Origin of the sequence: Peribacillus sp. YIM B13477 (assembly GCF_042787955.1) — a bacterium.
Classification (GTDB): Bacteria; Bacillota; Bacilli; order Bacillales; family DSM-1321; genus Peribacillus; species Peribacillus frigoritolerans.
Map to the genome: position 1 here is coordinate 1,250,413 of NZ_JBHZPD010000001.1, position 13,324 is coordinate 1,263,736.

14 protein-coding genes are annotated in these 13,324 nt (G+C 37.0%); 8 read left to right on the top strand and 6 right to left on the bottom strand.

The genetic code is table 11. The features are described from left to right. The first annotated feature begins 128 nt into the window (after positions 1-128). From ACFX4H_RS06050 to ACFX4H_RS06070, 5 genes are all read left to right on the top strand, one after another. On the top strand, positions 129-956 hold the full coding sequence (locus tag ACFX4H_RS06050; protein ID WP_034306726.1) for a TrmB family transcriptional regulator: 828 nt from the start codon (positions 129-131) through the stop codon (positions 954-956). Positions 957-1,230: 274 nt separating this feature from the next. Beyond that, complete coding sequence (locus tag ACFX4H_RS06055) at positions 1,231-1,686, top strand: HEAT repeat domain-containing protein (RefSeq protein ID WP_241636105.1); 456 nt, start codon at positions 1,231-1,233, stop codon at positions 1,684-1,686. Between the two features lie 173 nt (positions 1,687-1,859). Next, a complete protein-coding gene (locus ACFX4H_RS06060; protein ID WP_377434500.1) occupies positions 1,860-2,678 on the top strand; it encodes a methyltransferase domain-containing protein in 819 nt (272 codons plus the stop codon). A gap of 671 nt (positions 2,679-3,349) precedes the next feature. After that, the gene (locus ACFX4H_RS06065) at positions 3,350-4,045 is read left to right on the top strand and encodes a GntR family transcriptional regulator (protein ID WP_377434503.1); all 696 of its coding nucleotides are present in this window, start codon (positions 3,350-3,352) and stop codon (positions 4,043-4,045) included. Then, a complete protein-coding gene (locus tag ACFX4H_RS06070) occupies positions 4,038-4,955 on the top strand; it encodes a DMT family transporter (RefSeq protein ID WP_249597920.1) in 918 nt (305 codons plus the stop codon). Before ACFX4H_RS06065 ends, ACFX4H_RS06070 begins: the two co-directional genes overlap by 8 nt. A 560-nt stretch (positions 4,956-5,515) precedes the next feature. On the opposite strand, the gene ACFX4H_RS06075 is transcribed toward ACFX4H_RS06070, so the two are convergent. The 4 genes from ACFX4H_RS06075 to ACFX4H_RS06090 form a co-directional block, all read right to left on the bottom strand. After that, complete coding sequence (locus tag ACFX4H_RS06075; protein ID WP_283780650.1) at positions 5,516-5,641, bottom strand: hypothetical protein; 126 nt, start codon at positions 5,639-5,641, stop codon at positions 5,516-5,518. Positions 5,642-5,658: 17 nt separating this feature from the next. Continuing rightward, on the bottom strand, positions 5,659-6,048 hold the full coding sequence (locus tag ACFX4H_RS06080) for a cupin domain-containing protein (protein WP_262869042.1): 390 nt from the start codon (positions 6,046-6,048) through the stop codon (positions 5,659-5,661). A gap of 83 nt (positions 6,049-6,131) precedes the next feature. Next, positions 6,132-6,545 (bottom strand): MerR family transcriptional regulator, encoded by a 414-nt coding sequence (locus ACFX4H_RS06085; RefSeq protein ID WP_241636100.1) that lies wholly within the window; start codon positions 6,543-6,545, stop codon positions 6,132-6,134. Between the two features lie 568 nt (positions 6,546-7,113). Next, the gene (locus ACFX4H_RS06090; protein ID WP_034306719.1) at positions 7,114-7,485 is read right to left on the bottom strand and encodes a cyclic-phosphate processing receiver domain-containing protein; all 372 of its coding nucleotides are present in this window, start codon (positions 7,483-7,485) and stop codon (positions 7,114-7,116) included. Between the two features lie 318 nt (positions 7,486-7,803). Here ACFX4H_RS06090 and ACFX4H_RS06095 point away from each other — a divergent pair, with 318 nt between their 5' ends. Continuing rightward, entirely contained in the window at positions 7,804-7,983 is a 180-nt protein-coding gene (locus ACFX4H_RS06095) for a hypothetical protein (RefSeq protein WP_034306717.1), read from the top strand. A gap of 188 nt (positions 7,984-8,171) precedes the next feature. Here ACFX4H_RS06095 and ACFX4H_RS06100 read toward each other — a convergent pair whose 3' ends face one another. Next, on the bottom strand, positions 8,172-8,930 hold the full coding sequence (locus tag ACFX4H_RS06100) for a FadR/GntR family transcriptional regulator (protein WP_241636097.1): 759 nt from the start codon (positions 8,928-8,930) through the stop codon (positions 8,172-8,174). A gap of 529 nt (positions 8,931-9,459) precedes the next feature. Here ACFX4H_RS06100 and ACFX4H_RS06105 point away from each other — a divergent pair. Next, positions 9,460-10,848, top strand: a complete 1,389-nt coding sequence (locus ACFX4H_RS06105; protein ID WP_377434509.1) for an FAD-binding oxidoreductase — start codon at positions 9,460-9,462, stop codon at positions 10,846-10,848. Between the two features lie 4 nt (positions 10,849-10,852). Then, entirely contained in the window at positions 10,853-11,827 is a 975-nt protein-coding gene (locus tag ACFX4H_RS06110) for a bile acid:sodium symporter family protein (protein ID WP_249597924.1), read from the top strand. 94 nt (positions 11,828-11,921) lie between these two features. Here the strand turns inward: ACFX4H_RS06110 and ACFX4H_RS06115 are convergent, their stop codons facing one another. After that, positions 11,922-12,953 (bottom strand): acyltransferase, encoded by a 1,032-nt coding sequence (locus ACFX4H_RS06115; RefSeq protein WP_377434512.1) that lies wholly within the window; start codon positions 12,951-12,953, stop codon positions 11,922-11,924. Positions 12,954-13,324: the final 371 nt, after the last annotated feature.

Here is a 13,324-nt window from a genome sequence, read left to right on the forward strand (position 1 = left end):
CTCCCACTTTCATAGTGGTTACTAAAGTAACTACTTAATAAGTATATTAGATGAAAATGGAAAACGTCAACAGATTTTGCTAAAATATTAGTTACAAAGGTAGCGACTACGGTTGTGTTGGAGGGTTTATGAAAGAAACCATTTTAGAAACATTAAAAAATCTGAATTTCACCGAATATGAAGCGAAAGCATATCTTGCCTTATTGGAAGAATCGCCATTAACAGGCTATGCAGTAGCAAAAAACTCCGGTGTACCACGTTCAAGAATATATGAAATTCTGGATAGTCTCGCCATACGCGGAGATATTCTGGTCAGTCCTGGAAACACACCACAGTATACTCCTGTTCCTGCAAAGGAGCTAATAAAAAACCGGCGGATGAAAGCGGAAGAGAATTTTGAACTGGCAGAAAAATCATTAGCGGAGTTCGAACGATCTGCAAATGATCGTGAAAATATCTGGAATATCATGGGACGCAATGAAATACTCGATAAGGTTAAAGCTTGTATATTATCTGCTAAAAAAAGAATACTCTTAGAGATTTGGGAAGACGAATTCGAAGAATTAGAACCTGAACTAAGACAGGCCGCAAATGGTGGGGTCAATGTAACAATTATTGCCTATGGGGAAATCGTCTGTGATTTTGCAAATGTTTACCTCCATTATATGGGTTATGAAATTACAGAAGAGTATGGTGGACGATGGCTTGTTATCAGTGGCGATGATTCTGAAGTAGTCGCGGGTATAGTCTCTCTTGGTAAAGATAGCCGTGCAGCATGGACCATGCATGTAGGTTTAGTGATGCCCATTACAGAAGTCATGATTCATGATTTGTATCTCATGGAAATCATGGAGAAACATAGGGAACTTTTAGAAGAAAGTTTTGGTGTAAACCTCGTCAATTTACGTAAAAAATTTTCTATTCATCCAGATAATAAAAAACATTACGTGGACTAGATTTGTACATGTTCAATAATAAAAGCATCCTTCAAAGTGGCATGAATCCAGACAGGATTTATGCCTTTTAAAGTTGAAGTTGATAGGCGCAGGTAAATTGAAGACAAACAAAGCATCTCGTCCCGGAACCCGGGTGATTGACGATACGGCAGATAAATTTAACTATATTAAAATATGGAAAAGGGTATAATGAAGAAGGAATAAGCCATTTTGGTAATGGGATTATTATATCGGATACATGTTTGATATCCGGATCACTAAGACAGAAGGAGAAATGATTCATTTGAATAACAAGGAAACAAAGGGTATCGAGTTACCTGCCAACTATGAGGAATTAAAAAAATCTGCCAATCGCAAATCTAATTGGAGAGAACGTTTAGATGCAATCGAAGAATTAGGTCAAGCAAAAAATAAACAAGTAATCGACATTCTCACACATATCATGAATAATGATTCTGTATATAAAGTTCAAGAGGCAGCCTACCGTCAATTGAAAAGTTTAGGCGAAGATGTTAAAATGCCAGCAAGGAAAAAGGGCGAGTTGATCAAAGGTTTGACCAAAATCTTAGTGAGGATCAAGAAGAGTTTACCTGAAAATCACACATATCACGAATTCAAAGACAAACTCCAGAAGATGAGAATGGATATATATGATACATATGAGGGTGAAAAAGGAGCAGACTTTGATAAATGGCTTGAAAATACGTGGTCAGCTTTATCGAAAAGATAAAAGTTTTTAGAAAAATAAGCAATATGGATAAAGGAGCAAAGTTTTTGCTCCTTTTTCTTATGTGTAAAACAAAGTTTTAGCTATGGTATGCTAATATATTTAAAAGAGGAAGTATTTGGCTGTTTGCTTTAATTTGAAAACCGATAACTACATACGAATTCAGGGGAGAAAAGATGACAGATTATATTGAACTTTGGAAAGAGGCAATGACAGATCATACAGGGAAGATACCTAACAGGCTAAAAGATGATGCTGCAGAAGAAGCTTTTTGGGCTTCCAAGGTTGCAATGAAAAAACAACATAAAGCGGACCCTTATGCAAAAATTGTGCAGCAAGAATTATTGGCATTATTAAAACAGGATGATCATGTTTTGGAAATCGGCCCTGGATGGGGCAATTATACATTTGATATTGCAAAAGAAGTCAGGAAGCTAACTTGTATAGATAGTTCCAAAAGCATTATCAATTTTTTGGAATCCCAGGCAAACGAAAAAGGTTTCGAAAACATGGAGTTAATTCATGATAAGTGGGAAAGTGATAACAAAAAAGTCAAATATGATGTAGTATTTGGTTTTAATTGTTATTACCGAATGAGTGAAATCGGTCATACCTTATTAAAAATGAATGATTCTGCAGCTCGTTTAGCGATAATAGGTATGACAACCGGACCAGAAAAACCTCACTATATGGAATTGAAGCAACGAGGATATACGATCAATTTAAGAAGACGGGATTACATACACATCTTGAATGTTTTGTATCAACTTGGAATACTGGCGGACTGTAAGATCGTTAAATTGAAAAGTAAAAAAATCTATTCCACCTATGAAGAAGCGATCCGAGATAATACAACAAAAATTCTGGATGAACATTTTTCCTATGATGAAGTAAAAACGATCCTAAATAAATATGTGGTGGAAAAAGAAGGAGTTTTCGAATACGAATATCCGTTTCATGCAGCTTTGATGTATTGGAATCCAAGGTTAAATTAACAATTTTAGTACCTTTTTCTCTGGCCCTTCAGGAAAAAGGTATTTTTTCGGTTGGATATTCGCAAAATAATAGTAACAAGGCTACAAATATGATGAAAAAACGGAGTGTGAATGATAAATGAAAGAAATATCCGAAAAGAGATTTTGTGAAACTTGTAAAAAAGAGACAGTTCATACAGTAACTGAAGATGCATTGGAAATAGAATATTCATGTAATGAATGCGGTAAGCACCAAGATATTTTCAAGACATTTTTTTAGAAACACAAATTTCACGTGAAAATAATCAGTAAAGTGAAGTAGTATCCAAATCACTCGCGGAAAATATCCAATATTTGCTAATGTCGGAAGCAATAAACTACAAATGCCGTTAGTCTCAATCTAGTGTACTAAGAATTTCAAAATACATACAATGGTATACAAAAAAATAGAACTTTATTTTTAAACAGTGAATCGTTGTAAATTTAAAGCTCGAGGACTCATGATAGAAGGATTACTTTCACCATCGTAAAGAAGTGTTTTTAATATGGAAGGATTCCCTTTTATTATGTGAAAAGATGCTTGATGTTATATTAAAGGACCCAGATTTAAAATGTTCTATAATTCCTTCCGACGGTATGCAATATGTGATATATTGCATATTATATATCTGTATTTTAAGGAGGTATAGCCGTTGAAGCATTCATATTCTTCACAAAAAATTAAACGTACGTCTGTACGTGAAGAAGCATACATGATATTGCGGGATTGGATTGTCCAGGGGATCCTGACGCCAGGCCAACAATTACGCGACAAAGAATTAGCCGATCAATTGGGAGTAAGCAGAACCCCTATTAGAGAAGCACTTTTAAGGCTTGAGGATGAGGGATTTGTCGAGACCAAGCCGAGCCGTTCAACTATTGTTTCCCCTATTCGATTCGAAGGGGGATTAAACATATATTCCCTTGTTTGGACACTGGAAAAGCTGGCTATGGAACAGGCTTTTGATTTCATTGAAGAAAGACACTTAATGGAAATGGAAGTCATCAATCATGAAGTTAAAAACGCAATCGACGAGGGAAATCAAATAGTGGCCGTCCAGAAAGATAATGACTTTCATTCCATTTACATCAATCTTTCAACAAATGATGAGTTGAAGCGGATTCTATCGGGACTCAAACAAAAACTTATACGAATGGAACTGTTTTATTTCAATCAGGTAAGTGATGTTCACTTTTCCGTTGATGAGCATGATCAGATCATACAGGCAATCAGGGGGGGAAATCTCACTATGGTGCTTAAGGAGATAGAAAAGAATTGGAAAGAAAGTTACTTTAGAATTCAAGCCCATACGGAACGTGTAAAAAGTGGGAAAGAAAAAAATGAATAATGATACTTTAGTTGCTATATCACCTTCAAGAAATAAAGGGATTGCACTGGTACTGACTGGCGCTGCGTTATGGGGAGTGTCAGGAACGGCAGCTCAATATCTATTTCAGCAGCAAGGTTTCAGTCCTGAGTGGCTCACTGTTGTACGCTTGTTGCTTTCTGGAATCATTTTATTGGGGGTCGCTTACAAGAATGAAAGACTGAAAGTTTTTGAGATTTGGAAAACTAAAAATGATGCGCTTCAAATTATCCTTTTTGCCATTCTGGGCATGCTCGCTGTTCAATACACATATTTTGCAGCAATTGAACATGGCAACGCAGCCACTGCCACTGTCCTTCAATACTTGGCCCCGGCACTGATCACTTGTTATTTAGCCATTCGTTCCAAACGTTTTCCAAGCATTACGGTGAGCGTAGCTGTGATCATAGCGATTTTAGGCACTTTTTTGCTTGTGACGGGAGGAAGCATACGTACACTCTCCATTTCCGGGTGGGCAGTATTTTGGGGAGTAACATCAGCCTTTGCCTTGGCATTCTATACATTGCAGCCTTTTAAACTCCTTTCAAGATGGGGTTCAATGATTGTTGTGGGTTGGGGCATGTTGATTGGAGGCATATGCTTTAGCATGATCCATCCCCCATGGGCATTTGAAGGCAAATGGACGTTACCTTCATTTTCAGCGGTTTTATTCATCATCATTTTCGGTACGATCATTGCTTTTTATTTTTATTTGGAAAGTACAAAATTCATATCTGCTTCAGAGGTAAGCTTATTGGCTTCCGTTGAGCCATTATCCGCAACCTTAATATCCGTTTTCTGGTTGAATGTAACGTTCGGTTTTGCCGAGTGGCTCGGCACACTCTGCATTATAAGCACCATTACGATACTATCCATCGTAAAAAACAAGTAATGTCATTGTAAACCGGGGAAAATCTGCTGTAGTTTATTTTTACTTGGCGATAAAAAACCATAGTCTACACTATAAGGGGATGGCCCGAACATTAACGAAAGCTTAATTAGCATGGGTTATATCCATACACTTCTTTAAAAAGCAATTACACTGCATGTGAATTGCTTTTTTTGTATCTTACGGGTTTTACGCATACATTGAGCCATTCAAAATTCGTTAATTAGACTGTTAAACTTATACAGCAACACTTATAGCCCATGTATTTCAACTAATAAAAGGAGAAATGGCATGGAAACCGAAATATAAATACGAGTATGGCCGCAATTTTTCAATGAAGTGAAATCATGAATTAATTCAATGAATACAGAATGGGCTTATTAAATAGCAATTGATCTTAAGACTAAAAATAGATCACAGACTGTTCGATTCCAATCAGGCTGTGATCTATTTTATTAACCTGCGTCCTATCTGTTATTGGAATGTCCCCAGTGAGAAAACTTTTATCGATTTAAGGCTGTTGTCGAGATGGTCTTACAATAAACTCATTAACGGTAACATCTTTAGGTTGATTCAAAGCAAAACAGAATCATTTCCGCTATACGGGTAGGACTAATCGCAAAAGCATCGTATAATTCTTCAAAAGGACCTTTCAAGTCTGTATCAGTAATGGTTTGCGTTAATCTCATCCTCCAAATAAAAAATTTTATAATTGTTGATAATATTCTTCAGTCACGGGTTCTAACCAAGTAGTTTCGCCTGGAGTTAAAGCTAGGTGGACAAACCAACTGTCTTTCACAGCACCATGCCAATGTTTGACATCTGCAGGGATATTTACAACATCCCCAGCCTTTAGAAGTTGTCCTGGTTTACCTTCTTCCTGATACCACCCTTCACCGGCAGTCACTAACAGGATTTGCCCTGCTGCATGAGTGTGCCAGTTATTGCGGGCACCAGGCTCGAATGTTACATTTCCGATTGGTGCATTCAAAGCTGAATCAGTTAAAAGCATTTCCAAGTATGCTGTTCCAAAGAAGTATTCATTTTCAATCGGTTCACCAATAGGAAAAATTGCGTTTTTTTCAATAGATGCTATTTTTGTCATTGTTAGATCCTCCTCCTAGTCTTGTACCACATGATTGCCCATTTTTGAAACGATGTTCACTCTTTTCATTTACTTCAATTTCCTTTTTTCTTTTGATCAATGAAAGTATCAAATAAATCCTTATCTTGATGTTCGTTTAATAATTTCTGGTATTTTGAAATTTTATGATTCATCAGTTCAAGATTCTCTTCGTAAATCTTCAGTTGTGCTGCAACTTCGTCCCGATGCTTTACCAAGATTTCCATCAATTCTTGTGCATGTTTGTCACCATTTTCATCTTTACGCATTAAGGTATACTTCTTAATATCAACAAGGGCCATTCCTGTATTTTTCATATGGAGGATGAACTCGAGCCATTCTCTATCCTCTTCAGTATAAATACGATTCTTTCCTTTACGCAAAGGTACTACTAAACCTTCTTTTTCATAATAACGAAGAGTATGTTCACTAACACCCAATAGTTTGGAGAGTTCTCCAATTCGATACATGATTGATCACCTCCGTCATTACTCATACCACTTTACAACTTAGAGTCAACTCTAGGTCAAGCATTAAATTTATTGTTTACATCAAGAAGGAGCCAATGCAAAAAAAGCATAAAAGATAACTGTTTACCCGGAAAAATCACCACAGAAAATTGATAGATCTGGGTGGCTAGAAATGTCTTAGGAAACCACCAAACTTTATTAGGCGATAGGGCAGGGGGGAGGATAGTAACTTTAATATTACATATCTCATATGTGCGAAACGTTAGGTGAACCAGGTATGAACTTCTTCTTGTCGGTACAATGCTATGGGAGCTGCACTGCCAGAAGGAAAAGTAATTCGATTTTTTATTCTGGAAATAGTTCACTTTACTTTCCATGTTAAAGGGGTAAAGTTGTTCACATGGGGATGATGGCGAAGTGTGCAATGAAGATATTCGATTTTCTTAAAACAAAGCAGAAATACAAAAAAAGCAACTCAGATTAAAGTTGCCCTTTCGATTTACTATTTATCTAACCTACGGTCTAATGTAAAAACAATGGGTGACATGTAATTGAGATTGAGTAGGGGTTACCGTATATCTATATAATGTTGCAGAACCTTTGACGGGAAGAATTTGAGGGGCAATGGTCGTAAGGATACGATAATGGCAGGGGGCATAGTTAAATTCCGTTGTGCTTGCTTTAAACAGTTGTACATCGCTTTACCGCCAACTGAATTGGCAGAGTGAATAGTAATGCGATTAGCAAATAGTTTTTCTTTCACCATCATTTGAACAAGCATAGAACCATTCCTGGTTTTATTTAATAAATCATGGTCCAAAGAGAGATGTTCAATATCAAAGTTTTGCAATAGCTCTAAACATTCGTCAATAGTCTCGACTAACACATAGCCATCGGGTGCTTTCCGATAGTCATCCAAAAAAACGCTGATTTTCTCCATTTCCTTCACTCCTTTGCTTATGCAAGTGTGACTATGAAAAGTCAATTAAACCCAAGAAAATATATGGTTTTATCATTTAAGTCTAACACAATAAGGTAAGAAGGGGGCATATTCGACGTTTAATACTACTATACGACAGCCTTTTTAATAAATATTCTATATAATGATCGTCGTGTTCTTCAACTAACGGACCTTTACTATAAGAAGGAACTGTTACTGAGCAATCCCTTGTGAATATAGTACAAAACATCCACTTATAAGTTAACGATTGTAATAATTTGGGTAAAAGGTAATATCTTGATTAAAAGGAGAAGTGATATGTTACATCCAGACGAGATTTACCTTATATTAAGGGACAAAACGCTGCTGTTGGAGTTAAAGGAACAAATTAATGACTATCATATTTCCTACTTATCAATGATTAATGAACAGCTTTCATTGATTGATAATGCTCTAAAAGTATGTAACATTGATTCCTTCACTATGTCAAAAGGATAAAACAAACATTTACTTATATAGGGGATCAATTACTTAACTATATTAAACCAGCTTAGCGCCCTCTGAGAAAGGCGCTTTTTTTATTGGGCAAAGTAGTGTCAATTAATCGGCCAAGGTTAAAAAATCACTTAGTTGATAATTTTAGAGGTGTAATTCCATATTGGGTTAATCATATTGAAAGCGGAACTTTATTTTTCACCTGGATAAGCAGCAATTTTGGCATCTTCTCCAATGCTTTCAAGTGTAGCCGCAGCCATCTGCTCTCTAATGCGAATGATATGGGCATTCATTAGTTGCTTGGCTTTGTCCGCGTCCTTTAATGCGATGGAATAGTAGATTTCTTTATGTTCTTGAAGCGTTTCTTGAAAATGACCTGGTTTTGCGAAACGATGCCGTCTGGTGGCACGAATCGTATTTTTCATTTGGTCACTTAGAGTATGAACCAATCCAGCATAAATGGAATTATTTGTGGCTTGTGCAATACTATGGTGAAAAAGCAGATCTGCTCGCAAGCCTAATTCTTCATCATGTTCCGAGCGTGCCATTTCTTCTAGAGCCTTAAGGATATTTTGTAAATCAAGAGAGTTTGCTCTTTGCGCAGCAAGAAAAGCACACTCCGTTTCAATTACTCGACGGACTTCAAGCATTTCATAGACCATGTTGTCCTCAGCCTTGATGATTGAGGTGGATAGCTGTTCGATTAGTGATTGAACATCAGATTGCCTGATAAATGTTCCATCACCTGGTCTAATCTCAATGACTCCGTTAATCTCCAATACTCGAAGGGCTTCCCTGATTGATGTTCGACTCACTTTAAAACGGTTGGATAATTCGCGTTCAGGCGGTAATTTATCTCCAGGTTTCAATTCACCGCTATTAAAAGATTCCTTAATTTGATTGAAGATGATTTCGTACACTTTGGGAGATTTAACTGGTATTGAATCCATTACTTTCTTCACATCCTTCCATGACAACCCTAACAACATGCTGGTACGACTATTAGTGGAATCATTCTAACAAGCATTCATTTATGAAGCAAGGGGATAATCCTCAATATTAAAATTAAAATAAATAACTGTTGAAACAATCTGATATTTTAATTGGTTAGACCAATATTATAAAAATATAATGTCTAAATTCAATCAAATTACGTTCACATGGCTATTAAAGGTCATTTGGGTTTTGTCATAAGGATAAAAATCCCCTATAAATATTGAGAATAAAGCATTTTTTTATGGAGAAAAGTATAAAACGGATAATTGTTGAAAAAGTCAAAAAATTTAGTATAATGAAAATTGGTTAGACCAATTATCCGATAAAATGGAAACGATATCTTTTTAAGCTATTAAAGAGAGGGAAACCATCTCTTGATACTACAGTTGAAGAATTGTAGTAGAAACTAATTCTTGATATAGGTGCGACCAAAGTTTTTGATATGACAAAAACGGATGTTATAGCAGAAAGAAGGAGAATAGAATGGAAGCGGCTAATGTAAATTTAATCAACGATTTAAAGCAAATCCTTTCGGAAAGTCAAGTAACGGAAAACCAGACAGTAAGAGAATTACATGGCAGAGATGAATCCTATCATACTGTAAGTCTTCCTGATATTGTTGTATTTCCGGAAACAGCACAGCAAGTCAGTGAAGTTGTGAAATTGGCAAATAAGTACAAAATTCCGATGGTTCCTTTTGGGTTGGGATCAAGCCTCGAGGGACATGTCATACCGTACAACCATGGCATAACTATTGATTTTTCATTAATGAATAAAATCCTGGAAGTGCGTGAAAACGATTTTCTCGTAAAAGTTCAGCCTGGCGTAACGCGTTCGCAACTAAACAAAGAATTGAAAAAATACGGTTTGTTTTTTTCCGTTGACCCGGGAGCTGATGCTACTCTTGGAGGAATGGCGGCAACCAATGCCAGTGGAACGACATCAGTTAAATATGGTGTGATGCGTGATCAAGTCCGTGATCTTGAAGTGGTACTTGCAGATGGTTCGATTATACATACTGGCAATTTGGCCGCTAAATCGTCATCAGGCTACCATCTAAACGGTCTTTTTGTTGGATCAGAGGGAACGCTTGGCTGCTTTACGGAATTGACGTTAAGAGTTTACGGAATTCCTGAGCACGTTATGGCGGCAAGGGCATCATTTCCGACATTGACACATGCGGTGGAAGCTGTTGTATCCATTTTGCAGTCAGGTGTTCCAATAGCAAGGGTGGAACTTGTCGATGAACCATCAATGAAACAGGTTAACCTTTATAGTGATACAAGCTATAACGAAGCGCCTACACTATTTTTGGAGTTTCATGGCAATGAAGCCGGGTTGAAGCAAGACGTAGAGTTCACTAAGGAAATAGTAGCTGAACATAATTGTCTCGATATTGAATTTGAAACAGATAATGCTGCCAGGAACCGCCTATGGGAAGCTCGCCATAATCTTGCCTATGCTTATATTCATGGCAATCCTGGGAAAAAACTGATGGTGACTGATGTCTGCCTTCCGATTTCAGAACTGTCCGGTGCCATTCACCACGCAAGGGAAGCTGTTGATCTCCTTGGCCTTACCGGTGGGATCGTCGGCCATGTAGGCGACGGGAACTATCACGTACTTTTAATGATCGATAACAATAATCAAGAAGAGATTAAAAGAGCTGAAAAGCTAAATGAACAAATTGTCCTGTATGCCCTTGAGCGTAAGGGAACATGTACAGGCGAACATGGTGTTGGGGTCGGTAAACAAAAATATCAGATAAAAGAACATGGGGACGCCCTGTTTGTGATGGAAAAAATCAAAGTGGCCCTTGATCCAGATAATTTATTAAATCCAAATAAAATATTAATGCTAGAAAGAGTGTGATGGAATGAAAGTATTAGAAGCATTAAGCGCAGTAGCCGGAAAATATTTTGCTGTTTGGGTTATCTTAATATCCGTCATTGCCTTTATTTTTCCTGAGCCATTTTTGGGATTGGGGGGATTTATTACAATATTGCTTGGCGTTGTCATGTTTGGAATGGGGCTCACTTTGAAGGCAGTTGATTTTAAAATCATCATTACTAAACCACTGCCCGTGATAATTGGAGTTTGCGCCCAGTTTATCATCATGCCAATTGTGGCATTCCTAATTGCTAAACTCATGAATTTACCAGCCGAATTAGCTGCAGGTCTGGTATTGCTTGGCTGTGTACCAGGCGGAACAGCCTCTAACGTGATGGTATATCTTGCAAAAGGGAATGTACCTTTATCGATAGCTATGACTTCGGTATCAACTTTACTGGCTCCAATCATGACACCGCTGCTTCTGCTTTTGCTGGCAGGACAATGGATGCCGGTTGATTTTTTTGATATGTTTAAGTCCATTGTACAAGTCATCCTTCTTCCGATTGTTTTAGGATTGGCCATTAAGCGGTTTTTCCCAGTAACAGTTGAAAAAAGCTTGACCGTTTTACCTCTTATTTCGGTAGCAGCCATCATTACTATTGTAAGCGCAGTAGTCTCAGGCAACGCAGCTAGCATTGCTGCTTCCGGGTTCCTTATTTTTACTGCCGTGATGCTTCATAACGGATTTGGGCTACTTTTTGGTTACTTAGCAGCAAAAGTGCTTGGACTTGATGAAGTGAATAGAAGAGCGATTTCGATTGAAGTGGGCATGCAGAACTCCGGGTTAGGTGTTGCGCTTGCCACTGCACATTTCGGCCCGCTGGCAGCCCTTCCAAGCGTCCTGGCTGCTGCATGGCACAACATATCCGGACCAATTCTCGCGACTTACTGGTCAAAAAAACATGCTGGCGACAGTATAGAGGAACCGAGAGTTCATCCGGTGGAGACCAAGCTTTAATTATATGTAGACAGCAAAAAAGATCCCTTACTTAGTGCAGGGATTTTTTTTCTGTTTACAAAACCCTGCACTAAGTAAGGGTTTTAACTTTCCACTAATTGCTTGTTACCATTTTGCTTAAACGCCTTTTGAAATATTGAAGCAGGTCATAAGAAATGTAAGACATCGTAATTATAAGGAGTGTCTCAAGTAGTTTTAAGAAAAGATTGTCAGCTATATGATCCATTCTTAGTGCCGATATAATTAAATCAAAAATATCGATGAAGACTACATGAACAATGTATATCCCCAGGGCTCTTCCTCCTACTTTAGTAATGAACAAATCCTTCCCCAATGTTTTATTATTCAATGCAAATAAAAAAAGAAATGCAGTTAAAAAGATAGTAGAAATAAAATATTCCCCATGACTTCCCAATAATATCTTTTCTAATAAGTATCCTTCTACCACTTGGATAGTAAAGAAGATAAAAATTAAAGATAAATTGGTTTTGGCTGTTATTGCTCCCGACTTTTTAAAGAATTTATCATCCGCAAAGAAGAATCCCAAAGTTGTATAAAAAAGACCAATGAATAAAGCATCCCGTGTACTCAGAGGAAGATCATAGAACACCGAATACGATTGTCCGAAAAGACCTAACAGGTTGAATATTAGGCTAATGGGTAAAAAAAGCCTTGCTTTTTTTAACTTAAAAAAACCGAATAGAATGATAACACTCCAAATTAATGCGGTTAAAAACCACAATTGGTATCCGCTAGTCCCAGTTCCGTAATATATAAGATCAAGAAATGAAAAATGATTAATGTATTGCGCAAATTCCTTTGGTACATCTGCAGCATCTTTATAAAGAATTAGAACATCATACATCATATAAAAGAAGAGCCAGCACAAATACAGTTTCAAAATTTTTATAATATACCTTTTAAAATAATCAAAGGAATCCCTTTTATGTATCATCTTTTGACCGAACAAATAACCAGATGCAGTAAAGAAGAATGGCACCGCAAACCTTGAGAAGTTATCGAGAATAAATAGACCAATTTGGCTATCCCTAGGGAATACATGAATGACCACAACAGATAATATGGCAAAAAATTTAATAAAGTCAATCGCGTTATTTCTTTCCATTTGTTCACCCTTTTTCATAACACTTTTACTATCATTGGTTATTACCTATATTATGTACACCAAAGAAAAATTTATTTTTTTCTTTCTGATTCCAATTACAAGATACTGTAAGACTTAATTAATGAACAGCTAATTGTTCAGGAGGGTGGACTGTTTGTAGTAGTAGCTTCACTATACGGATAGTAATCATATGAATGCCTATGTTTTTGTTAAACTGGGTCTTACAGAAAAAAAACTATTATCAAGCCTTTTGACCAAGGGAAATGAAGGGACTTTCTGATTGCAACTTGCAAATTGATATTTAATTATCATTGCTTGGAGCACTGCACACATGCTGGAGCATAAGTCCTGCTGATATATTAAAAACATTT